The sequence below is a fragment of the Synechococcus sp. BA-124 BA4 genome, assembly GCF_034931165.1.
Map to the genome: position 1 here is coordinate 1 of NZ_JAYGIA010000023.1, position 23,540 is coordinate 23,540.

At 60.0% G+C, this 23,540-nt stretch carries 16 protein-coding genes and 1 tRNA gene; 10 read left to right on the forward strand and 7 right to left on the reverse strand.

Annotation, left to right across the window (positions count from 1 at the left end):
• Both VB734_RS03605 and mgtE read right to left on the reverse strand, forming a co-directional pair.
• The coding region (locus VB734_RS03605; RefSeq protein ID WP_323242950.1) for a sigma-70 factor domain-containing protein at positions 1 to 187 on the reverse strand (187 nt) is incomplete at its 3' end.
• A 143-nt stretch (positions 188 to 330) separates the two neighbouring features.
• Positions 331 to 1,758, reverse strand: a complete 1,428-nt coding sequence (gene mgtE / locus VB734_RS03610) for a magnesium transporter (protein ID WP_322782148.1) — start codon at positions 1,756 to 1,758, stop codon at positions 331 to 333.
• 92 nt (positions 1,759 to 1,850) lie between these two features.
• Between mgtE and VB734_RS03615 the strand changes: the two genes are divergently transcribed.
• The gene (locus VB734_RS03615) at positions 1,851 to 2,330 is read left to right on the forward strand and encodes a glutathione peroxidase (protein WP_322782147.1); all 480 of its coding nucleotides are present in this window, start codon (positions 1,851 to 1,853) and stop codon (positions 2,328 to 2,330) included.
• 4 nt (positions 2,331 to 2,334) lie between these two features.
• A complete protein-coding gene (locus VB734_RS03620) occupies positions 2,335 to 3,543 on the forward strand; it encodes a cation:proton antiporter (RefSeq protein ID WP_322782146.1) in 1,209 nt (402 codons plus the stop codon).
• A gap of 39 nt (positions 3,544 to 3,582) precedes the next feature.
• On the opposite strand, the gene VB734_RS03625 is transcribed toward VB734_RS03620, so the two are convergent.
• Complete coding sequence (locus tag VB734_RS03625; protein WP_197166859.1) at positions 3,583 to 3,900, reverse strand: SH3 domain-containing protein; 318 nt, start codon at positions 3,898 to 3,900, stop codon at positions 3,583 to 3,585.
• The gene (gyrB, locus tag VB734_RS03630) at positions 3,900 to 5,858 is read right to left on the reverse strand and encodes a DNA topoisomerase (ATP-hydrolyzing) subunit B (RefSeq protein ID WP_322782145.1); all 1,959 of its coding nucleotides are present in this window, start codon (positions 5,856 to 5,858) and stop codon (positions 3,900 to 3,902) included. The genes VB734_RS03625 and gyrB overlap by 1 nt, the downstream gene beginning before the upstream one ends.
• 193 nt (positions 5,859 to 6,051) lie before the next feature.
• Between gyrB and miaA the strand changes: the two genes are divergently transcribed.
• Entirely contained in the window at positions 6,052 to 6,948 is an 897-nt protein-coding gene (gene miaA, locus VB734_RS03635; RefSeq protein ID WP_322782144.1) for a tRNA (adenosine(37)-N6)-dimethylallyltransferase MiaA, read from the forward strand.
• Positions 6,949 to 7,014: 66 nt separating this feature from the next.
• A complete protein-coding gene (gene infC / locus VB734_RS03640) occupies positions 7,015 to 7,671 on the forward strand; it encodes a translation initiation factor IF-3 (protein WP_322782143.1) in 657 nt (218 codons plus the stop codon).
• A 7-nt stretch (positions 7,672 to 7,678) separates the two neighbouring features.
• On the opposite strand, the gene VB734_RS03645 is transcribed toward infC, so the two are convergent.
• The gene (locus tag VB734_RS03645) at positions 7,679 to 8,419 is read right to left on the reverse strand and encodes a dienelactone hydrolase family protein (protein ID WP_322782142.1); all 741 of its coding nucleotides are present in this window, start codon (positions 8,417 to 8,419) and stop codon (positions 7,679 to 7,681) included.
• 144 nt (positions 8,420 to 8,563) lie between these two features.
• On the opposite strand from VB734_RS03645, the gene VB734_RS03650 reads away from it, so the two are divergent.
• Together VB734_RS03650 and cysE are read left to right on the forward strand one after the other, a co-directional pair.
• On the forward strand, positions 8,564 to 9,592 hold the full coding sequence (locus VB734_RS03650; protein WP_322782624.1) for a GntR family transcriptional regulator: 1,029 nt from the start codon (positions 8,564 to 8,566) through the stop codon (positions 9,590 to 9,592).
• Entirely contained in the window at positions 9,589 to 10,404 is an 816-nt protein-coding gene (gene cysE, locus VB734_RS03655) for a serine O-acetyltransferase (protein WP_322782141.1), read from the forward strand. Before VB734_RS03650 ends, cysE begins: the two co-directional genes overlap by 4 nt.
• A 162-nt stretch (positions 10,405 to 10,566) precedes the next feature.
• Here the strand turns inward: cysE and secA are convergent, their stop codons facing one another.
• Positions 10,567 to 13,410 (reverse strand): preprotein translocase subunit SecA, encoded by a 2,844-nt coding sequence (secA, locus tag VB734_RS03660; RefSeq protein WP_322782140.1) that lies wholly within the window; start codon positions 13,408 to 13,410, stop codon positions 10,567 to 10,569.
• A gap of 188 nt (positions 13,411 to 13,598) precedes the next feature.
• Here secA and VB734_RS03665 point away from each other — a divergent pair, with 188 nt between their 5' ends.
• On the forward strand, positions 13,599 to 14,153 hold the full coding sequence (locus tag VB734_RS03665) for a GNAT family N-acetyltransferase (protein WP_370594585.1): 555 nt from the start codon (positions 13,599 to 13,601) through the stop codon (positions 14,151 to 14,153).
• Here VB734_RS03665 and VB734_RS03670 read toward each other — a convergent pair.
• Positions 14,145 to 14,216 (reverse strand) — tRNA-Gly (locus VB734_RS03670). The two genes, VB734_RS03665 and VB734_RS03670, sit on opposite strands and share 9 nt — an antisense overlap.
• Positions 14,217 to 15,781: 1,565 nt before the next feature.
• On the opposite strand from VB734_RS03670, the gene VB734_RS03675 reads away from it, so the two are divergent.
• From VB734_RS03675 to VB734_RS03685, 3 genes are all read left to right on the forward strand, one after another.
• Complete coding sequence (locus VB734_RS03675; protein WP_322782139.1) at positions 15,782 to 17,881, forward strand: acyltransferase family protein; 2,100 nt, start codon at positions 15,782 to 15,784, stop codon at positions 17,879 to 17,881.
• A 1,240-nt stretch (positions 17,882 to 19,121) separates the two neighbouring features.
• A complete protein-coding gene (locus tag VB734_RS03680; protein WP_323242949.1) occupies positions 19,122 to 20,408 on the forward strand; it encodes a hypothetical protein in 1,287 nt (428 codons plus the stop codon).
• 1,134 nt (positions 20,409 to 21,542) lie between these two features.
• A complete protein-coding gene (locus VB734_RS03685; RefSeq protein ID WP_322782137.1) occupies positions 21,543 to 23,000 on the forward strand; it encodes a hypothetical protein in 1,458 nt (485 codons plus the stop codon).
• The last annotated feature ends 540 nt before the right edge of the window (positions 23,001 to 23,540 follow it).

Here is a 23,540-nt window from a genome sequence, read left to right on the forward strand (position 1 = left end):
CGCGCATCTCCAGTTCCTGCTCCGTTTCCTCCAGGCGCATCAGCTCCTGCACCTGACGGCCCAGCGTGATCTCCTGCTCATGGGTCAGCAAAGGCACGCGGCCGATGTCGCGCAGGTACGAGCGCACAAGGTCGCCATCCACCGGCGGCAGCGTGCGAACGGCGATGGGGGACTGGCGGGCGTCCACCGCAGGGGCGGACTGGAGGGCGGTTGGACGGGTGGAAAGGGCGGCGACCACGACGACGGAACTTCTGACAGTGTGTAAAGCCTAACCTGAAGAAGTGTGAAGGTCTTCTCAGGATTGGCACGAGTTCCCCGAATCCAGCCCGCTCAGGCCGGCATGCCCACGTGGTTCAGCAGCCAGGACGCCGTTTTGAGGTAGATCAGAACCCCGGCCACGTCGGTGGCCGTGGTGATGAACGGCGCCGACATGAGGGCCGGATCCAGTCCCAGCCGGTCGAACAGCAGCGGCAGCGAGGCTCCGGCCGTAGCCGCCAGGGTGGTGATGCAGACCAGGCTGATGCCGGCGGCGGTGGCCACCAGCATCCCGCCCCCCACCTGCCAGGCCCAGGGCACCACGACGATCACCAGCAGCAGGCCCAGCAGCAATCCTGAGAACGCTTCACGCCCCACCGTGCGCCACACCCCCAACGCCTGGATGCGCTGGGTGCTCAGGCCGCGGATCACCACCGTGGAGCTCTGGGCGCCCACGTTGCCGCCGGTGCCGATCAGCAGCGGGATGAAGGCCGCCAGCCGCACCACCGCCTTGAGGACCCCTTCTTCGGAGGCGATCACCGCCGAGGTGCCGGTGTTGGCCACCAGCAGCACCAGCAGCCAGACCACCCGGCGGCGGGCCACGGTGAACAGGTTGCTCTGGAAGTAGTCGTCCTCATCCCCGGCCTGCACGGCACCGGCGGCGTAGAGGTCGCGGGTCGCCTCCTGCTGGATCACGTCGATCACGTCATCGACGGTGACGATCCCCACCAGCCGCTGCTCCAGATCCACCACCGGCACGGCCAGAAAGTCGTAGCGCTGGATGATGCGGGCCACCTCTTCCTGATCAGTGGTGGTGGTCACGCTCACCACCTCCCGGGTCATCACATCGCCGATGCGATCCTCCGGATCGGCCGTGACCAGATCGCGCAGCGAGAGGATGCCGGTGAGATGGCGCGAGGCATCGGTGACGTAAAGGCTGTAAACGGTTTCGGTGTCGCGGGCGCGGCGGCGCACGATGTCGAGGGCCTGGGCGGCGCTGTGGAATTCCTTGAGGTCGATGAATTCGGTCGTCATCAGACGACCGGCGGTTTCGGGCTCATAACCCAGCAGCTGGGCTGTGACGCGCCGCTCGGCCGGGCTCAGCTCCACCAGCAGCCGGCGCACCACCTTGGCGGGCAATTCATCGAACAGGCGCACCCGATCGTCGGGCGACATCTCCTCCACCAGCTCCAGCACCTCACCGGAGCGCAGCCTCTCCAGCAGGGATTGCTGTACCGGCGGATCGAGATACTCATAGACCTCGATCGCCTCATCCTTGGCCAGCAGGCGAAAGGCCAGGGCCTGCAGCGTGCGCGGCAAGGCGCCGATCGCCTCGGCGCAGTCGACGGGCTGAACCGGCTCCAGCAGCAGCTTGACGCCGGCGTAATTCCCAGCGGTGAGCAGCGCCTGCAACTGCCGCGCCACCACATCCGCCACGGGCACCCTGCCGTTGCTGGCCACCCCTGCGGCAGAGGCGCCACTGCCGCTGGTTCCCTCGCTCATCGGCCTGAAGGATCGCGGCTCATCGAGTGTATGGGCGAAGGCCCGTCACAGCGACGCCGCCCGCCTAGGGTCCGGCCGACTGAGGATTTTCCATGGCTGTGAATGTGTCGGATGTGGTGGTGCGTGACGCCACGGGCAAGGATCAACGCCTGGGCGACTTCGCAGGCCAGGTGCTGCTGATCGTGAATGTGGCCAGCCGTTGCGGCTTCACCCGCCAGTACGCCGGGCTGCAGAAGCTTCAGGACAGCTACGGTCCGCGCGGCCTGCAGGTGCTTGGCTTCCCCTGCAACGATTTCGGTGCTCAGGAACCGGGCACGCTGCCCGAGATCCAGCAGTTCTGCGCCACCACCTACGGCGCCTCCTTCACTCTCTTCGAGAAGGTGCACGCCAAGGGAGTCAAGACCGCTCCCTACGACCTGCTCACTACGGCGGAGCCGGCCGGGGATGTGGAGTGGAACTTCGAGAAGTTCCTGGTGGGCAGGGACGGCACTGTGCTGGCCCGCTTCAAGAGCGCCGTGGAACCCGATGGAGCCGAACTGACCGCCGCCATCGAAGCGGCCCTGGCCGCCTGAGGCCATGCCACCGCTGGGCCTGGCCGAACTGGTCATCGCCGGATTGCTGGCCGATGGCCTCTTCCGGCGTCTGGGATTCCCCGGGCTGGTCGGCATGTTGCTGGTGGGGGTGGCCCTGGGCACCTCGGGCCTGGGGCTGATCGACCCCCGCCTGCTGGCCCTCAGCGGCGATCTGCGCCAGATGGCGCTGATCGTGATCCTGCTGAGGGTTGGCTTCGGGCTCGACCTGGCCACCCTGCGGCGAGTGGGGCCGCGGGTCCTGCTGCTGGCCTGGATTCCCGCCAGCTGCGAGGGCCTGATGATCACCGCCGTCGCCCAGCCCCTGCTGCAGCTCAGCTGGCTGGAGGCGGCCCTGCTGGGCTCGGTGCTGGCGGCGGTGTCACCGGCGGTGGTGGTGCCGCTGATGCTGCGGCTGATCGAGGAGAACCGGGGCACCGCCAAGGCCATTCCCTCAATGGTGATGGCCGCCGCCTCCCTCGATGACATCGCCGTGATCGTGGTGAATGGGGTGCTGCTGGGCCTGCTGGTGAACGACCGGGGGGCCCTCAGCGGCCGGCTGCTGGGGCTGCCGCTGGGACTCGCCGTCGGGGCCCTGGCCGGAGGCCTGCTGGGCTGGGGACTGATCCGCTGGTTCGAGCGCTTCCGCCCCAACGCCAACCGCCAGACCCTGCTGGTGCTTGCCCTGGCCCTGCTGCTGCTGCGCCTGCAGGAAGCCATCAACCAGCTGGTGCCCTTCACCGGTCTGGTGGCGGCCATCGCCCTCGGGGTGGTGATCCTGGAGCTGCGTGAGGACCTGGCCCACCCGATCTCCGCCAAGCTCAGTTCGATCTGGGTGTTCGCCGAGCTGGTCCTGTTCGTCCTGGTGGGGGCCCAGCTCAATGTGGGAGTGGCCTGGAGCCATGGACTGGCGGGACTGGCCGTCCTGGCCCTGGGTCTGCTGGCCCGCTCGCTGGGGAGCCTGGCCTGCCTGGCCAGAAGCCCGCTCACGGCGGGTGAGCGCCTGTTCGTGGTGGTGGCCTACACCCCCAAGGCCACGGTGCAGGCCGCCATCGGCGCTGTGCCCCTGCTGACGATGCAGGCCGCTGGGCAGCCCAGCGGCCCCGGCGAGGTGATCCTGGCCGTGGCAGTTCTGAGCATCGTGGTCACAGCGCCGGCCGGAGCCTGGCTGAGCGCACGCCTGGCCGACCGGGTGCTTCACCCCGCTGCGGCATGAGTGGGCGGGGCAAGCGAACCGGAGCCGAGATGGCGCCGGTCAGCCCGCCAGCCAACCGCGCCTGGGTGTTCGACAGGACCCGGCGATCTCCACATGGAACCAACGTCCCCCACCTGGCTCCTTCCAGACCCGCAGCAGCCTCAGGGGTTCACCGGCAGGCAAGGCCACCAGGCTCGGGGCGCGGTGATGGGGGGATGCGCGCAGGGCATCCCCGGTTTCAGGGGTGAGGCCGGACAGCAGGGGGTCGCCGGCCTGGCGGCGACGCAGCGGCGGCGAACGGTGCTCACCGCCGCCGGCAGGCAGAGCCGCCGGCGCGATCAGGGCGAAGCCGAGGATCCAGGCCCAGCGCCAGGCCATCAGATGTCGAGCTGAGCGAAATCCAGTTCGGCGCTGTGGGTTTCGATGAATTCACGGCGAGGAGCCACCTTGTCGCCCATCAGGATCGTGAAGATGCGATCAGCCTCGGCGGCGTCCTCGATCTCTACCCGTTTCATCGTGCGGGTGGTGGGATCCATGGTAGTTTCCCAAAGCTGCTTGGGCATCATCTCACCGAGGCCCTTGAAGCGCTGAATCGTGTAGTTGGCCTTCTCACCGAAGCCATCAAGCGTTTTCTTGAGATCCTGCTCGTTGTAGCAATAGGTATGGTTCTTGCCGCGCTCCACTTTGTAGAGCGGCGGGCAGGCGATGTAGATATAGCCGCCTTCCAGCAATGATTTCTGGTACCGGTAAAAGAAGGTGAGCAAGAGGGTGCGAATGTGCGCACCATCCACATCGGCATCAGTCATGATGACGATGCGATGATAGCGCAAGGCCGATAGGTTGAACTCCTCGCCCTTAATACCCAGGCCCAGGCCTGTAATCAAAGCCTGAATTTCCGTGTTTTTGTAGATTTTGGCATCGTCGGTTTTCTCGATGTTGAGGATCTTGCCGCGCAGGGGCAGGATCGCCTGGAAGCGTCGGTCACGTCCCTGCTTGGCTGAGCCGCCGGCCGAATCACCCTCCACGATGTAGATCTCCGATTCAGAAGGATCGCGGGAGCTGCAGTCGGCCAGCTTGCCCGGAAGGGTGGAGCTCTCCAGCACCGACTTGCGGCGCACCAGCTCACGGGCCCGACGGGCCGCCTCAGCCGCATTGAAGGCCTGGATCGCCTTCTCGAGAATCAGGTCGATCACCTGGGGATGGAATTCCAGGAATTCACCGAGGGCCTCTCCCACCACCGAATCGACGATGCCACGCACCTCGGTATTGCCGAGTTTGGTCTTGGTCTGACCTTCGAATTCGGGATCCGGCACCTTCACCGAGAGGACGGCTGTGAGGCCCTCTCGGATGTTCTCGCCGGCAAGATTGGAATCGGTGTCCTTGCGCTTGCCGCGCTTCTTGGCGAAGGTGTTGAGGGTGCGGGTGAGGACCGTTTTCAGTCCTTCGATGTGGGTACCTCCGTCGACGGTGCGGATGTTGTTGGCGAAGCCGAGAATGCTGTCGGAGTAGGCGTCGACGCACCACTGCAGCGCCGCTTCCACCTGGACGCCGTCCTTGGACGCATTGACGTAGATGATGTCGGGATGGAGGGGATCCTTGCCCGCATTCATGTAAGTGACGTACTCGCGGATACCGCCTTCGTAGTGATAGATCTCCTCATGGGGGCTGCCATCGGAAGACCTGGCCGCCTCGCGTTCATCGCGGAAAACGATGCGCACCCCGCCGTTGAGATATGCCAGCTCGCGCAACCGGCCAGAGAGGGTGGCGTAATCGAAGTCGATCCCGCCGCTGAAAATCTCGATGTCGGGCTTGAAGCGAACCGCTGTGCCGGTGGCGCCACTGGGGTCGTCCTCGGAGCGCAGGCTGCCGATCGGAGCACCGCGCTCGAAGCGCTGGCGATGCACCTGGCCCTGGCGGCGCACGGTGACCTCCACCCACTCGCTGAGGGCATTGACCACGGAGATGCCCACCCCGTGCAGGCCGCCGGAGACCTTGTAGCCGCCGCTGCCGAACTTACCGCCGGCGTGGAGAACGGTGAGCACCGTTTCCAGGGCCGACTTGCCGGTACGGGGATGGATGTCGGTGGGGATGCCGCGGCCGTTGTCGGTGATCTCGGCGGATCCGTCCTCGCAGAGGCGGACCAGGATCTCATTGCAGTGGCCCGCGAGGGCCTCGTCGACCGAATTGTCGACCACCTCATAAACCAGGTGGTGAAGCCCCCTCGGCCCCGTGGTGCCGATGTACATGCCGGGTCGCTTGCGCACCGGCTCAAGGCCCTCGAGCACCTGGATCTGCTCGGCGCCGTAGGCGTGCTGGATCTTGGAAGCGTCGCTCATTCCGGAGGTCACACCAGGCGGACGGCGAGGTCCATGGGGGAAAATAGACTGCTGGGCGGCACAGTGGGTTTGGAAGGCGAATGACGCGCCTTAACCCCTGCCCGAGGCCTCCAATCTACCACCGAAGGCTCACAGCCGCCCCCAGGGGCCTCTGGCGGCCCATTCGAGTCAGGGGTGCACCCCCCAGGATTCCATGTCCCTGCCGCCTCTGCTGATCGCCCTGATGGGACCCACCGCCAGCGGCAAGACCGCCCTGGCGATCGAGCTGGCCGAAGCCCTCGATCTGGCCGTGCTCTCGGTCGACTCCCGCCAGCTCTACCGGGGCATGAGCATCGGCACGGCCAAACCGAGCGCCGAGCAGCGCGCCCGGGTGCGCCATGACCTGCTCGACCTGCGCGACCCCGACCAGCCGATCAACCTGCAGGAGTTCTGCGGGGCCGCCCGGGCCGCCATCACCGCCGAACACCGCCGCCGGGGCGTGGCCTTCCTGGTGGGCGGCAGTGGCCTCTACCTGCGGGCTCTGATCCAGGGCCTGGAACCTCCGGCGGTGCCGCCCCAGCCCGAGCTGAGGGCCCAGCTCCAGGAGCTCGGGCAGCCCTTCTGCCATCAGCTCCTGGGCCAGGCGGATCCGCGCGCCGCCGAGCGGATCGCCTCAGCCGATGCCGTGCGCACCCAGCGGGCCCTGGAGGTGATCTACGCCACCGGGAGGCCCCACACGGCCCAGCCGGGCGCCTGCCCGCCTCCCTGGCGGGTACTGGAGCTGGGTCTGAACCCTGCGGATCTGCGCGAGCGCATCTGCCGGCGCAGCCAGCAGCTCTACGGCGATGGCCTGGTGGAGGAAACGGAGCAACTGATCGGCCGCTATGGAGCCGACCTCCCGCTGCTGGCCACCATCGGCTACGGCGAGGCCCGCTCCCTGCTGGCCGCGGAGCTGACAGAAGCGGAAGCCATCGCCCTGACCACCCAGCGCACCCTCCGCTACGCCAAGCGGCAGCGCACCTGGTTCCGCCGCCAGCATCAACCGCTGTGGCTGGAGGACGACGATCCAATCCGTCAGGCGTTGCCGGCGCTGCAGCGCGTCCTAGGGTGACTGTCTGGTACAACCCTGGTTCAACCAGGTCCAACGACCCCCACTGCCGGTCCCTCGCCTCTCTGAATGCCACCTCGTCCCCGTTTCGATCGCCGCGCCCCCGTCCGGGAGCTCCCCAACATCAACGAACGGATCAGCTACCCCCAGCTCAGGGTGGTTGATGCCGACGGCAGCCAGCTCGGAGTGATCACCAGGGAGGAAGCCCTGGATGTGGCCAAGGACCGCGACCTGGACCTGGTGCTGGTGAGCGAGAAAGCTGATCCGCCGGTCTGCCGGATCATGGACTACGGCAAATTCAAGTTCGAGCAGGAAAAGAAAGCCAAGGAAGCCAAGAAGAAGTCTCACCAGACCGAAGTCAAGGAGGTGAAGATGCGCTACAAGATCGACTCGCACGACTACCAGGTGCGCATCGGTCAGGCGGTCCGCTTCCTCAAGGACGGTGACAAGGTCAAGTGCACGGTGATCTTCCGCGGCCGCGAAATCCAGCACACGGCCCTGGCCGAGCAACTGCTGTTCCGGATGGCCAAGGATCTCGAGGAAAGCGCCGAGATCCAGCAGGATCCCAAGCGGGAAGGCCGGAACATGATCATGTTCCTCACCCCGCGCAAGACCCCGCTCACCAAGGAGAAGGATGCCGCCGCCCAGGCCGCCAAGGCCGTGCGCACCATCCCCTCCCCGGTCAGACAGCTCAGCAACGCCGAGCCTGCACCCAGCGAGGTCTGACCAGGCCTCAGTCCGTGTCGAGCTCCCCAGCGAAGAGCTCGAGCATCCTGCTCCAGCCCTCGGCCGCTGCCTCACTGCGGTAATCGGACCGCTCGTGGCACATGTACCCATGGCCGGCCTCGGCCATCTGCAGGGTCAGCCGCTGGCCACTCGGATCGGCTGCCGCCAGGGCCGCCGCGATCGCCTGCACATCAGCAGGGGGAATCAACGGATCCAGTCGGCCACAGAAGACCGTCAGCGCTCCAGCCACATCCGGTAGCACCTCCAGGCTGGGAGCGCCGCCGCCCGGCCGTCCGCTCGCCATCCCGGCGCCATAGAAGGCTGCGGTGGCCCCGATCGCCGGCAGGCTGGCCGCCAGCAGGGCCGCGTGCCCCCCGAAGCAGAACCCCACGCATCCGAGGCGCCCGGGCCCATGCCTCTGCATCCAGGTGGCGGCCGTCTGCAGATCCTCCAACAGCTGGTCGGTCCTGACCCGCTCCTTGTGGGTGCGACCGATGGCCAGCTCATCGTCGCTGTAACCCAGGTCCAGATCCGGTGCGGTGCGGGCCATCAGCGGTACCGCCAGAGCCGCATAGCCCTCCCCGGCCAGCCGTGCGGTCACGCTGCGCACCCAGCTGTTGATGCCGAAGACCTCCGGCAGCACCAGCACGCCGGCGCGGGGTGCACCGGCGGCGGGCTCCCACCAGCAGCGCAGAGTGCAGGGGGCGGCCGACTCAGGAGCCGGTTCGATCGAGATCCACTGGGCCATGGCTGGGACTGGACGAGAGCGGGGGTCCGGAGCCGCTGGTCCGTGTGCCGGCGGCAACCGGCACAGGCTCGTATGCCACAGGGGCAATTGTCACCAGCGCCGAAGCTCCGTAGGGTGGCCGCACCCGTTCAGGTTCTCTCCGGCGTGCGATTCCACATCCAGCAGGAAAGCGACATCCCGGCGTCGACCCAGCTCTACAACCAGATCTGCTTCGCCATCGCGGCCCGTCACTACCCGCCGGGCCATCGCTTGCCGAGCACGCGGCAGCTGGCCATGCAGACCGGCCTGCACCGCAACACCATCAGCAAGGTGTACCGCCAGCTGGAGAACGATGGGGTCGTGGAGGCGATGGCCGGCTCGGGCATCTACGTGCGCGACCAGCAGAAGCCCCGTGAGCTCAAGGCGCCACCGGGCCTGCGCAACCGCCTGCGCCCCGACATCGACCGGGAGGTGCGCCAGTGCGTCGACGGCCTGCTCAACGCCGGCTGCACCCTGCAGCAGGCCCGTGAGTTGCTCACCCGTGAGATCGACTGGCGCCTGCGCTGCGGAGCCCGGGTGCTGGTGTCGACCCCTCGCGAGGACATCGGCGCCTCGATGCTGATCGCCGAGGAACTGGAGCCCGTTCTGGAGGTGCCGGTGGAGGTGGTGCCGATGGAGGAGCTTGAGGCCGTGCTCGAGAGCTCCAGCAACGGCACGGTGGTCACCAGCCGCTATTTTCTCCAGCCCGTGGAGGAGCTGGCTCAGCGTTTCGGCGTGCGGGCCGTGGCGGTCGACCTCAACGATTTCCACCATGAGCTCAACCTGCTCAAGGAGCTGCGGGCCGGCAGCTGTGTCGGCCTGGTGAGCATCAGCCCGGGCATCCTGCGGGCCGCCGAGGTGATCCTGCACAGCATGCGCGGCAATGAGCTGCTGGTGATGACCGCCAACCCTGATGTGGGCAGCCGCCTGCTGGCCCTGCTGCGGGCCGCCAGCCATGTGCTCTGTGACCGCCCCAGCCTGCCCCTGGTGGAGCAGACCCTGCGTCAGAATCGGTCCCAGCTGATGCGCCTGCCTCAGGTGCACTGCGCCCAGAGCTATCTCGGGGCCGCCACCATCGACCTGTTGCGCAAGGAGATCGGCCTGATCGGTCCTCGCGACAGCCCCGCCGAGGGCGAAACCGCTCAGGCCGGATGATCAGACGACTCCTGAACCCCATACTCGCTGATCTGCGCATCATCCGGGAGCGAGACCCGGCGGCTCGCGGCACCCTCGAGATCCTGCTCTGCTACCCGGGCTTCCAGGCCCTGGTGCTGCACCGGCTCAGCCACCGCCTCTGGACGCTGAACGTGCCGCTGCTGCCGCGGCTGTGCTCGCAGATCGGCCGCCTGCTCACCGGCATTGAGATCCATCCGGGAGCCAGGATCGGCCACGGGGTGTTCATCGACCACGGAATGGGTGTGGTGATCGGTGAAACCGCCGAGATCGGTGACCGCTGCCTGCTGTTTCAGGGCGTCACCCTGGGTGGCACCGGCAAGGAACACGGCAAGCGCCACCCCACCCTGGCGGAGAACGTGGTGGTCGGAGCTGGCGCCAAGGTGCTGGGCGCCATCACGGTGGGCACCAACACCCGTATCGGAGCCGGCTCGGTGGTGCTGCGCGATGTGGGCCCCGACAGCACGGTCGTCGGGGTTCCCGGTCGCGTCATTCACCAGTCGGGCGTGCGAATCGATCCCCTCGCCCACTCCCAGCTACCGGATGCGGAGGCCAAGGTGATCCGCAACCTGATGGAGCGCATCGACACCCTCGAGAGCGAACTCATCCGCTTGCAGACCTGCCTGCGCGAGGTGGCTGCCGGCCGGCCCCTCCAGGAAGCCTGCGGAGGCAGGGCCCAGAGCCTGAAGGACCGGGAAATCATGGAGTTCCTGGGCAGCGGCGGCGACAGCGAACTCGAAGGGGACCCAGGTGGCCGTATCAATCCGATGATGAAAACTCCATCTTCATCCTGAAGACCCCATGAAGGAAGGTGGTTCGAGAGGATCAGGCTCGATCCTCTCCATTATTCAGAGACCTGGAATCCTATCTTTCATTGTCGTGACCATGGCGCGTTCAACAATTCCTCGAGACCCTCTGGCCGCATCTCATGTTGCCCTGGACACAGGCCGACCCGCTTAGGCACTTACACCGGAAGTCTGAATCTGGGGCGCAAACATGAACATCGAATAGATCACGTTGCGACGCATCGCGGTCATCATGTCAAGGAACATGTCATAGCCCTCATTCTTGTATTCGATCAGAGGATCCTTCTGGCCGTAGCCGCGCAGGCCAACGGACTCCCGCAGGGCATCCATAGCCTGAAGATGCTCTCTCCAGAGGGTGTCGATCTGCTGAAGGATGAAGAAGCGCTCGGCCTCCCGCATCAGTCCAGGCCTCGCCTGTTCGATCTGGCTTTCCTTGAGGTCATAGGCATTTCGAAGCTGCTCTCGCAGAAAGGCCTTGAGCTCCTCGGTGTTGAGACCCGCGAGTTGGTCCGGGGTGAGATCCTCCAGTAAATACACGAACTCCTTGACCTTGGCCACCAGCTGACCCAGATCCCATTCCTCGGGGGGGAGATCGGGATTCACATAGGCGTCGACGATGTCGGACATGGTGCGCTCGCCATAGCCGATTACCTGCAGTTTGAGCTCACGCCCTTCGAGCACGCGCCTACGCTCGGCATAAACAGCCTTGCGCTGGTTGTTCATCACTTCGTCATACTCGAACACCTGCTTGCGGATGTCGTAGTAATAGGTTTCCACCTTCTTCTGGGCCCCTTCCAGGGAGCGGGTCAGCATCCCGGATTCGATCGGCATGTCTTCCTCCACTCGGAAGGCATTCATCAGCCCGGCCACCCGATCACCACCGAAAATGCGCAGCAGATTATCCTCCAGCGAGAGGAAGAAGCGTGTGCTCCCGGGGTCGCCCTGACGCCCAGCACGGCCACGCAACTGATTGTCGACCCGGCGCGACTCATGGCGTTCGGTGCCGATCACATGCAGGCCACCGGCCTGGCGCACCTGCTCCTCCTCCTGCTTCACCACCGCGTCGTACTCACCGCGCACCCTGGCGATCGTGCGGCGCAGCTGCTGGATCTGGGGATCCTCCGCAGGGGCCTTCTCCGCTGCCTGGGCAATGCGGTCCTCCAGTTCAAGCACCGTGAGAGCCCGGTCGCCCCAGGCCTTCACCAGCTCCCGGGCCAGCTCACCGAGCTCGCGTTCCGTGGCTTCACTGAGGGAGCAGGGGTAAAGGGCGCCGATCGCACGGGCTTCGCTGGCCGCCGCCGGGGGACTGGATGGGTCCGATTGTCGGCCGAAACCGGCTGGAGCTGGCAGAGGCTGCTGAGACGGCACGGGCGGAAGGTGGCCGTCTTCAGGACGGACCAGACGCGGCAACAGCACCTCACGCAACTTGAGGCGGGCCATGTAGTCGGAGTTGCCTCCCAGGATGATGTCGGTGCCGCGACCGGCCATGTTGGTGGCGATGGTCACGGCCCCTGCCCTGCCGGCCTGGGCGATGATCTCGGCCTCGCGCTCGACGTTCTCTGGCTTGGCATTGAGCAGGTTGTGGGGGATCCCCTGCTCCGCCAGCAGGCCCGACAGCAACTCCGATTTCTCGACACTGGTCGTTCCAACCAGCACCGGTCTGGAGGCACGGTGGATCTCGGCCGTTTCCGCCGCTACGGCACGCCATTTGGCCACCTCGTTCTTGTAAACCTGATCCACCAGATCCTGACGGGAACGGGGACGGTTGGTCGGCACCACCGTGACCTCGAGCTTGTAGGTCTTCTCGAACTCCACTTCCTCGGTCTTGGCGGTGCCGGTCATGCCCGCCAATCGCGGATACAGGAGGAAGAAGTTCTGATAGGTGATGCTGGCAAGGGTCTGAGTTTCCGGCTGGATGGGCAGGTTCTCCTTGGCCTCGATCGCCTGGTGCTGGCCATCACTCCAGCGCCGGCCCGGCATGACGCGGCCGGTGAATTCATCCACGATCACGGCATCCTCGCCGCGAACGATGTAATTCACGTCCTTGATGAAGAGCTCCTTGGCTTTCAGAGCATTGGTGATGTAGTGGGCCCAGGGATCCGCAGGATCGAACAGGTCGGAGACGCCCAGCAGACTCTCAGCCTTGGCATACCCTTCATCGGTGAGGGTGACGTTCCGCTGCTTTTCGTCGACTTCGTAATCACCCTCAGGATCGATTCCGTCCTTCGCCATTCCCTCAGCGCGCTCAAGCAGGGCGGCAATCTCAGCGGCCCGCATGTATTTTTCCTGGGGTCGCTCCACCTGACCTGAAATGATCAGAGGTGTGCGCGCTTCATCGACGAGAATGGAGTCAACTTCGTCAATGATGCAGTAGTGGAAATCCCGTTGCACCACCTCCTCGATATCGTTCGCCATGTTGTCGCGCAGGTAATCGAACCCGAGCTCGCTGTTGGTGGCGTAGGTGATGTCGCAGGCGTAATTGCGGCGGCGGTCTGCCGGCGCCATGTCCTGCTGAATCAGGCCAACCGAGAGGCCAAGAAAGCGATGCACCTGGCCCATCCACTCGGCATCGCGGCGGGCGAGATAGTCGTTCACGGTCACCACGTGAACGCCTGCTCCGGTGAGGGCGTTCAGATAGGCCGGCAGGGTGGCCACCAGGGTCTTGCCCTCACCCGTCTTCATCTCGGCGATCTGCCCCTCATGAAGCACCATGCCGCCGATCAGCTGCACATCGAAGTGACGCATGCCCAGCACCCGCTTGCCGGCTTCACGCACCACGGCGAAGGCCTCGGGCAGCAGTTCGTCGAGCAGCTGCCGCTGCCGGGCAGGACTCCCGGCATTCTCCAGCCGCTGGCGGAACTCAGCGGTCTTGCCGCGCAACTGATCATCGCTGAGGGGGGCGATGTCCTCCTCAAGCAGGTTGATGTCGGAGACGATCGGCTGGTAGCGCTTCAGCTTGCGGGCATTGGGATCACCAAGCAGCAGCTTGAGCATGGAGAAATCCAGCCGAATCGGGCCACTCTACCACCGCCACCTTCCTGTGAGTGGGGCAGAAGGGAGCTGTGGCAAGGCTTTTCAGAGATCGAAGCGGAGGTTCAGGCAGGGACAGAAGGGCCGATCGACGGTCCAGGTCAGGCCGCTTCCATAGGCTGATGGCCCGCTTCCGACGGACCGGCCAGCCGTTGACATCGCCGAGCCCACCCCCTGCCGCGAACGATGACCGGCGGGGACGCCCCGATCCCGACGGGTTGCGACTGATCCGACATCGCCCGGGGGCCCCTGGCCTGCAGCTGGGGCTTGGACCTGGGGGACTCCCGCTCGGGGCGCTCGGGCAACTCAAGAGGCTGCTGGATGAAGACAGCTTCTGGGCCCAGGGGCGAAGCCACCGGCAGCTGCGGAGGATGCTCAGCGGCAGCGACGCCGTGGTCACCGCCTGGGGAGCGCGACCCGGTGGCCTGGGGAGGGCGATGGAGCTGGTCGGATTCGGGAGGGCCACCAGCGACGGACTGTTCCGGGCGGTGCTGTGGGATGTGGTGGTCGCAGGCAGCCACCGTGGCCAGGGGATCGGCCGTCGCGTGGTGCGCACCCTGCTGGAGGATCCCGCCCTCGCCCAAACCGAACGGGTGTACCTGATGACCACACGAGGTCAGCGGTTCTACCGCCAACTCGGTTTCAGGGACGTCGGCAGCCAGAACCTGCTGATGCTGGATCAGGTCTCGACAGATTCAAGCGGATGAAGAGATTCGAACTCTCGACCCTCTCCTTGGCAAGGAGATGCTCTACCACTGAGCTACATCCGCATTGCGGCCAGATTCCCTGACCTCTCCGTCGCCGGGCGACCGATCACTTGAGCATGCCCCATGGAGGGGCCCCCGGTCAATTCTTGCCGAAACTCCGCCAGGCCATCGGCTGAGCCTGCTGACACCTGCACCAGTGGCCCGGAGCGACAGGCTGAAGCGGCGAAAGCCCAGGGATGAGAACGACGCTGCGCGACTCTGGATGAGCGTCGGCTCAACCGTGACGACGGACCGTGTCAGCAGGACCTGCATTCCTGGCGGTTCCCTCCACCCCCCTTCAGGCAGCAAGATTCCAAAGTGAAGGGTCTCGCGCCACTGGGCGGAAGGAGTGTCGGAGACTTGCTCGGATGCGCTGAAGCAAAGGCGAAACGCCCATCACGATCAGGCTGGCTCAGAAGGCGGTTCATGGGTTTGGCATCGCTGCCGCAGCCCGCCGACCTGGGCCTGATGGGAGCGGGCAACCGGGCAAGCTGTCTGCTCCTTGCCGGCAACTGAGGCCAGTCCATCGGCGCCATGCGGGGGTCAGGGTGCTCCAAGAAGCGGGACGCCGTGGTCCCCACGCGCTGCCCAGCCGCCGCAGCGGGTTGCGGGCACAGTCAAGCCGGCAGCACAGCCCGCAGCAGCCCCGGCACATGCGTGATGATTCGGCCTGGTGCGCCCATGCTCCCTGAGTGAACCGTCAGGCCTGCCAACAGCGCAGCCGTTGAAGCTCATTCAGACTCCCTCGCTGCCGCGTTCACCGACCCACGGGGAGCTGTTCATGGCGGCCTTGGGTACTCCCCACATGACCTCGACCCCTGCCCGGGATCAGGGCTGCAGGGCCTTGGAGCACCGGCAGAGGAGGCAGGTCTTCTCCTGAACGACACAGGCAGAAACAGACTCCTGACAGGTGCGGGTCATCACGGGGGCCACCAGGTCGTGAACCGGGCAAAGCCGGGGCTCCGTGATCGAAGGCCACAAGCACCCACTGCACCGCCTGGGATCGGCAGGTGGATGTCTGATCAGGCGGGTAGCGGGTGGTGGGAGCACCCTGGGCATGATCGCCCCAGCGGTACAGCACCCAATCTGGGATGGGGACCCTGGGAGCCTGCTCTGCAACACACGAACGGAGGCGGCGCGAGCTGATCTGGGGGTGGCTGGTCTCGCTGAGGGAGCTCTGGCATCAGAGGAACACGCCTGCAGCTCTGATCAGCACTGAAGCCTTGAGGAGCTGAGCCTTCAGCAACAGCCACCCAGGCGAGGCTTCTGGGGATGGGTACCCCGGGAAAGGGTTCGCGGCTGAAAGGGTCCACGTCGGGCGAAGTCTGGCCAATGGAGCTGCGCTGATCAGGGGTGGATCCGTCCTATGGCCGAACACCAGACCCATGAACCGAATCCGCGGATCCAGCCGACCACATGCCAGAAGAGGACAGGGTGGATCAGATGATGAACATGCGGTCCGGAGACATCAGAGCAGCAGGGCCCTGATTGACCTCTGCGCTATGCGACCGGATTGACGACGGCAAGGTGAAGTGCACAGGCCTTGGAGGCTCGGCAATTGACGCAGCAGACAGAGGCCCAGGCAGGGTATGATCGCGCCCACTTTCGAAGAATGTGTGATTACATCCGAAGAAACAAGATTGCCTAGATCACAACCCAGAGCGGCGGGAGGCAGGTATCGCCCCGAGATTGATGGTCTCAGGGCATTTGCAGTAATAGCGGTCATCATCAACCACTTCAACAAGGAGATTCTGCCGAGCGGCTACCTTGGAGTGGATATATTTTTTGTAATATCTGGATTCGTAATTACTTCTTCGCTGGCGGATAGAAAAAGTAAGAATTTTGGTGATTTTTTATCTGGATTTTACGAGCGGCGCATCAAGCGCCTGGTGCCCGCATTGGTGGTCTTCGTTCTGATCACCAGCGTTTTAATCAGCCTGGTCAATCCAGAGCCACAATTGGCACTTGGCATCGGCCAGAAGGCACTCTTTGGAATCTCGAATATATCGCTCTTCAGTGAGTCAGCCGACTATTTCTCACAATATACAGATTTCAACCCCTTTGCCCACACCTGGTCGCTAGGTGTTGAAGAGCAATTTTACCTTCTTTTTCCATTCCTGATCTGGTTTTCTGGGTTTGGACGGCAAGCCCCTAACGGCGCTCGAAATCTCTTCTTGTGGGTGGGGGCATTTTCGATCGCATCTTTGATTGGATTCATGTATTACTATCCAATCAATCAGCCAGCCGCCTACTTCCTTATGCCAAATCGCTTCTGGGAGATGGCGGCTGGATGCTTGATCTTTATTGGTTTTCAGAAGCGAGTCTGGATTGAGCAGGCGCTGGAGCGAGTGCCGCCATTGATTGTCGTGGCAGCCATGGTAGGGGTGATGTTCCTGCCAGTAAGCCAGGCAAGAGCAGCAACTCTATCAATCGTAGCTCTGTCTGCAGTTCTCATCGCTTGCCTCAAGCATGGAACAGCAGCATTCAAAGCTTTCACAGCAGAAAGAGTTGTTTATATTGGCCTGATATCATATTCGCTATATCTTTGGCACTGGGGAGTGCTTGCAATCAGTCGCTGGACAATTGGGATTCACTGGTGGTCAGTTCCCATACAAGCCATCTTGATACTTGTATTAGCAATTTTGTCATACAGACTTATTGAAAAGCCGTTCAGAGGGATTCAAGTTGCCCAAGGAAGAAGACCAATTACCATTATCGCCGGCCTGGGCGCTTTGCTGGCCTTTTCAATTCCGGTAACCCTGGCAGCCGAAGAGGCTGAGGAGAACACAAACCACATCTTTCTTGGAGTTAAAGCCAATCTAAAGGGACGCGGAGGCGAATCCCTGACAGATGAATACAAGATCCCAGGTACAGCTGGACGCTGGGCAGGAGAAGACTGCGTCTTGTCAAGCAATGATGATGCTGGCAATATAATTAAGATTTCTGATTGCACATTGGGTGATTTCAAAAATGCAAAGAAAAGGATCCTTGTAATCGGAAATTCCTATTCCGCTTCATTCGTTGAAGCATTCGATGATCTGGTCAAACAAGATCAATATGCCGTCACTATAACTTCATCATGGGGTGCTTCGCCTGCAAAGGAAATTCAAAACACTTCAGAGGACGAGGAGACAGCGAATAACTATTACTGGAATTCGGTTATTCCCGAGATGATAGCCAAACTGCAGCCTGGAGACATTGTTTTTTCAATCTTCAAGACCGATGATTTTGCACCAAAGAAATTGTCAACCGAAGATACTAATGCAATTAAGACTTTGGAACAGGGGATCGCCCGACTTTCAGACCATTTATCGGCCCGAGGCATAGGATTTGTTTTCCTTCATACTTTGCCGTTTGAGCGAGAGGCCAATTGCACGCCTGATATGGCAATTCCTCAGTGGTATGCACCGCCGTGGAGCAATAGATGCTTGATACCCGATAAAGAGCAAACCCTAATCAGGAGAAAAGAGCTTGACACAGCGCTTGCTCGCCTGAGTAAGACAAAAAAAGTCAAGGTGCTTGATCTGATAAATATTTTTTGCCCTACACATCTCTGCACATATGTGACACCTGAGGGGATGATCCTTTACCGAGATGAATGGGGCCATCCATCAATTGAAGCGGCGAGGAAATCAGAAGGATTAATACGTAAAGCGATTCTTGAAGCTGCCAGTGAAGTACAGAGATAGGATCAAGTCCATTTTAGGATATCCATGCTATGTCCCTTGGCCAGGGATTCGTAGGACATTGAAGAACTGGCTCAGTAATTACAGTATTCGCATACTGAGATACAAGCGCGCATGACTGCACGAGACCGGCATCTCTTCATGCTCGGCCAGCGGGGTGCATGGAGTTGTCACCGCTTGAGCGGCCAGTTCTTCTACAAGGGAAAAGAAAGGTATCCTGGACAGATCAGTATCGGAATATGAATCATGCGTGCCTGGGTTGAAGTTACAAAAGCTGAAAATGTGCAGACATCCACTTTTGACAAGACTCTGCAGTCGGCACGCACAAGAGCGGAGTTGTCATCATAGGCCATCTTGGTACATCTTAAGGCTCGCCACTAGTCCCACCTGGTCCACGTAATCGACACGACAAGTCAGGTCAGGCCGTGGACTGGAATGAGCGCTTCATCGATCGTCGCCTCGGTAAGACCGCTGGTTCACGTCATGGATAGTCCCTGCCAGCCAGTCGTTCAAGGACCAGCAAACAGACACGACAAGCGGAACAACCTCAGGAAGAAGAAGCTGTTGAGAAGGAGAACCGGATCGATGGAAACACGCTGGCCCTGTTGGCCATAGTCCAGTCCCCAGGCAATTTGGCCTGATTGAACCTGACCTGGTGCAGACGCTGAAGCCTCATGTTGGCTACCGCCTGCTGGTGACTGACAGCCACCGAGCCGCGGAAACTTGAGCAAAAACCATCTCGAGAGCTGGCATCCAGGACATCTCTCAGAGTTTCAAAGAGAGTGGCGCATGGCCGGGCATGCTCAGCACGGGCGGGACTCCATGTCCAGTCAGGTCCGCCTTGAACACGAACAAGGCATCGCAAAGACCTCAATCACAATAGATGATAAAATAAGCGCAGATAAGCCGCAAACTCGAGGCGCTCCATAAGCTAGCAAGTGTCTCTTCGTTCTTCACCGCCATGAGACAATCCACAAGCCTGTCGCAGAAATTCGATTTCACGTCATCTCTTGGCATCAGCATACTTGCATCACGATTGAGCAAAAATACATTGACACTTCGAAAAGTGTGAAGCCTCAGAAGCTCTTAAATCTAAGCAGTCCACTCAAGGGTCGGAAATGGATGATCCCTCCAGCGGTAATGTCCACGGACAGTGGCGGACAGGAGATGAGCAATGAATTCGCCCAATCCTGATTCCAGCACCGTTGCATGGTCGGCAGTAAACTACTGTCCCATCAATGGGATGGCTGATGCTTTCTTTTCGTTTTTTGTTCTTGATGAAAAGATTTACTCAGTCCATCGACGCTTCAATCTTGACATCCCTCGCATGAGTCACACTGAGGAGCTGTACTCCAGTGTGATCATTCTAAGCGAATACTGCGAGAACGACGGAAGTCTGGAGAAATTGCGCGAAGAGCATCTGACTCAGGGAGAAGACCCAAGGGTAGTTTCGGACGGAAAACAAGCCTTTATCGTCTGCTTTTATGGATCATACAAAGCCAGCGGCAGTACTTCCAGCATCAAAGTCATTCAATTACCATCTAGGTTCGAATCTCAAGTAAACCTGCCTCACAAGCTTAAGCCTGGGAAAAACTGGCAACCATTCCTCAAGGAGGGAATGCTCCATATTGTTCATGGCTTCTCGCCATTCATTATCCTTAAGCTTGATGAGAACTATACCGCTCAGATTGAGCACTATTACGAAACTGAGCTCGATATTTCTGCCCCTCATGATGGCTACACAATATTCAGAGGAGGAAGCAATGGCCTTACTCTTGGCTCTGGCGTTATTGGGACAGGCCATCTAACCACAAGCAGACATGAGCATCGGCCATTCATCTGGGCTATTTCTGAATCGAACAGGCTCAGAGCCATCATTCCCACCAAAGTTTCAGGTTTTCGCGAAAAGGGATTCAATGTCATAGACCCAACATCTCTTTTCCTCTGGAGAGAGAATCTCTATCTCGGCATATGTGCCACTGAGAGAGAATGGTTTTTTGCTCAGCGTTTCTGGAATCTATTGATTCAGATACCTGCGGCCTCTATCACGCAAAGCAGCTCAACCCTTGAGCAGGCTGCAGAATTAATTGAGAATGGCCTTTCTGGCATTGGAGCCAGAAGCGATATTACAGCAAGCATCACAATAATCCCAGAGCAGCTGCATAGCGACTATCCACTATCTCGAACAACTGATGGGATTGGCAGTTCTGAGGCGGAAGGCTGCCTTGCATACGGTCCCTACCTCACAATCAAACACGAGCGCGACTATGTAGCCATCGTGGCTTACTCATGTGGACATCCTCATGGGACAGAGGAGCTGGGTGTTTTTGATATCAGCATCAGCCTGGAAGGCACTGTAGAAACGCTGGCAGAATTCCGTCTTCATGGAACGGACAGGAAGTTGAGCGAATTTGAGGTAACATTTTCTACCATAGGGAAATTAGGGTATTCTCTGGAAACCAGGATATTCGCAAGCAAGCAGTCAAACCTTGAGATCTTTGACATCAGGCTTGTCGAAGTACCCCGATAAGTGTCAACACCATCAGGCCGTCATCCGTGAATCGCCCTGTGGCCAGGGATCATATAAATGGCCAACTCGCCTTGAATCATGGTTGAAGGAAATCAATTTCCTGATGTCCTGCAGAATTACGCTTCGGCGGCATCCCCACGACTCGAAAGTTAGGTCCGCCCATATTCAAAGCGCCAGAGATTCTCACCATTTCGTCTATAAAATGAAAATCGTGGATAGCATTTCAATACCTACTCCTGCAACATGGCCCGGCCAATGATGAACCTTGAGACCAGATTGATCGGCACCTCAAGAACAATCGCCACGATCTGGGCAGAGATGAGATCGGCAAAGCCGGATCGTTGACATTTTAATCACGCCTGGCTGATCCTCATTGGAAACATAACGGGCCAGCGTCGCAGAAGGCCGTTCATGCAATACTGCCGGAATCTGTCTGCCTGAAACGCAATCCTCTTCAAGCGCTCATCAACCGAGAACGATCAAATCTGGATCGCGCTCTCAGAATCACCACACCTACCGGCTTGATGATCCATGTGCCGGGACCACTGCTGATCGAACATTCTTGACAGCATCGACAGTAATGCAGCCACCGTGAAAGCATGTCCCTCCTTGGAAGGCTTAAGCAAAAAACTACGATTCTCCCAAGGGTGCTCACACTGATGAGCGCTGCTCGATGCAGTGGGAGACTGGGCTTCCTCAGCGGTCTTCCACCAACGGACAAGCGGCCTGGAGTAGAAGGCATGCTCACACGCAATAGGTTCCAGGCTCAAGGCCGTCAAGGCGTTAAGGCCGGTTTTGCCTGGATCACGACGGTCAGAGTGTCGGCTGCGGCCGATAGTTTCGAGAGCAGAGCTCTGGCTGGCATCAGCTCGATCTGCCTCTGCCGCTGGCTGCACCCCAGCTGTCGTGGGTCTGGGTTGTGATCCTGCGTGGGAGGTTGGCATGGCTCATGCTCCGGGGAACTGACGGCACGCTCCGGCGTCCCTGATCAGATTCCTAGGCGTCGTCTTGGCTCCTTGTGAAGGGGAGAGACCGAATGGACTGCTTTCCTGACGCAGGGGGGGATAAGATCAATACAGATCCATACCGCCAAGCGGTTGGAAGTCAAACAATTCGATCAACGGAGCGCGTCCGATGGAAGTTTCAGATTTTTACAAATTATTCGATCCAACCAAGGCTGAAATACTGATACTGGACGAAGAGACGATCAAGCTTGGAGATCACGTAGACTTCTTTTATGCATACTTCATGCTTGAAGGCGTTTTATATTCCGTAAATGGGAGATTTCCGGTACAACCCTACTACAACTTAGGGAAGCCTGATTTCCATGATGACCGGGTATTCCTGAAGCGCTATCGCGAGAATGGAAATGGATACGAAATTGACGACATCGTGGATCTTGGCCCGGGCGGAGACCCCAGAGTCGTCTCAGACGGGAAAAATGCATATGCTATTATCATAACAGTCAATTTAAATGAAAAGGATCCACTTGGTGCCTCACTTTATGATATTCGCGAAAAGCGAAGGGTAGCGATACGCGTTCAAGATCCTAATTTTGTATACGGAAAGAACTGGCAGCCATATCTATCCAACGGCGAATTATTTTTTGTGCACCGACTAACGCCTTTCCGAATCTATAAACTTAATATCCAAAACGGGATTGCTGAGCTCATCCGTGAAGCAGATATAAATTTTAAGCTCCCTCAGTTTCACTCCAATACAGGCGCGGACTCCTTTCAAAGCTTCCCAATGTTCAGAGGTGGAGGCAACGCGTTAGAGAGCGATGGCTGGATCTATGGCCTCGGGAGGGCAACATCCCAAAGATATAGGCATCATCCATTTTTCTGGTCGGCACGCAATGGCAGTGACCTCACAATCGTCATGACCGGATTTTTTTACGACTTTTACCGATGTGGTTTTAATATAATTGATCCTACGAGTATTTTTTATCACAACGGCGATCTTTACTTTGGACTGTGCTGTACGGAGCGAGATTGGGCACACAATCAAGCACTACTGCACTTATTGGTAGTTTTTAGAGGGGATGAAGCCAAGTCTGGATTACGATTGTCAGATTTTTTTGAAGAGCGCGCAATTTGCGAAAAGGGAGGAGTCCCAAACCTCAGTCGCCATATGTTCTTTTGCATCGAGATGCCTTGTGGGATAGCGAGCATACATGAATTTGGTGGCCGTGTTTCAGTAGGGGAACGTGGACATTTAATTCATGGGCCCTACCTGCCAGTCCAAACTGAAGGTCAGTTTTGCGCAGAGCTCAGCTACTTGACAAAGTCGATTCATCCAGATGAAATGATTGTCGGAAATTTTGAAGTTACTGCGTGCAAATTGGATAGCAGTGGCAACCAAATTGGCTTCGAAACACTTGGGATCGTAGACTTGGTGTCTACCAACATGACAATGGGCGAAGCACGTATAGAATTTGATACCACTACTCACCTTGGTGATCTATTGGAGTTTCGTGTGTTCGTGGAAGAAGGTGTCCTGTTGAATGCATACCACATTCGCACATGGGACGTCATCGACACCTCGACCAACAGCACATCAACACCCATGACCTTAGAAAGCGATCCTTAAATACTTTGGCTCTCAGCAACCAAGCCTGTCTATAGTTTACTTAGGCAGAAGTGCTTCGCAATACAAATCGGGGCACTGACCAATGCAGAATGTATCGAAAAAACATAATCAAAACAGGCCTATTCTTAACATGGACAAGGAGGCAGCATGTGAGGTGTCCATAGATAATCGAGTTTATTCTAGGGCACTCTATCAGAATCTAGTGAGGTAGTATGTTCAACATCGCCTGTTCGTTGAACTGATTCAAGCTGCGACTGAATAGTCAGTGAGGTAGACAGGTCAACCAAAGGGATCGTTCAAGACCTTCGGACAAACCCAGAAGATCTGACACATCACCCAATAGCTCATGATCGGCCGAGACATCTGACCCGCCAACCATTCACTTCTGGAGATGCAAGGAGGCCAGCTCATTAGGGACTCCTGAAAAAGCCAAATCAACTGCGCTGCAACTGGTCTCAGCGGTTGGAAGCCGATAAACTGGCAGGGAACGCGGCAATTGCGGATTGTCGCCACTGACGATGGCCGCACATGTACCGGAAG

Bases quoted from the DNA above. Each gene is read 5' to 3' on its own strand.
- gyrB (WP_322782145.1), bottom strand. From the start codon at position 5,858: ATGAGCGACGCTTCCAAGATCCAGCACGCCTACGGCGCCGAGCAGATC.
- VB734_RS03680 (WP_323242949.1), top strand. From the start codon at position 19,122: ATGGCTGATGCTTTCTTTTCGTTTTTTGTTCTTGATGAAAAGATTTAC.
- miaA (WP_322782144.1), top strand. From the start codon at position 6,052: ATGTCCCTGCCGCCTCTGCTGATCGCCCTGATGGGACCCACCGCCAGC.
- VB734_RS03625 (WP_197166859.1), bottom strand. From the start codon at position 3,900: ATGGCCTGGCGCTGGGCCTGGATCCTCGGCTTCGCCCTGATCGCGCCG.
- VB734_RS03675 (WP_322782139.1), top strand. From the start codon at position 15,782: ATGATCGCGCCCACTTTCGAAGAATGTGTGATTACATCCGAAGAAACA.
- VB734_RS03645 (WP_322782142.1), bottom strand. From the start codon at position 8,419: ATGGCCCAGTGGATCTCGATCGAACCGGCTCCTGAGTCGGCCGCCCCC.
- secA (WP_322782140.1), bottom strand. From the start codon at position 13,410: ATGCTCAAGCTGCTGCTTGGTGATCCCAATGCCCGCAAGCTGAAGCGC.
- VB734_RS03615 (WP_322782147.1), top strand. From the start codon at position 1,851: ATGGCTGTGAATGTGTCGGATGTGGTGGTGCGTGACGCCACGGGCAAG.
- cysE (WP_322782141.1), top strand. From the start codon at position 9,589: ATGATCAGACGACTCCTGAACCCCATACTCGCTGATCTGCGCATCATC.
- mgtE (WP_322782148.1), bottom strand. From the start codon at position 1,758: ATGAGCGAGGGAACCAGCGGCAGTGGCGCCTCTGCCGCAGGGGTGGCC.
- VB734_RS03685 (WP_322782137.1), top strand. From the start codon at position 21,543: ATGGAAGTTTCAGATTTTTACAAATTATTCGATCCAACCAAGGCTGAA.
- VB734_RS03620 (WP_322782146.1), top strand. From the start codon at position 2,335: ATGCCACCGCTGGGCCTGGCCGAACTGGTCATCGCCGGATTGCTGGCC.
- infC (WP_322782143.1), top strand. From the start codon at position 7,015: ATGCCACCTCGTCCCCGTTTCGATCGCCGCGCCCCCGTCCGGGAGCTC.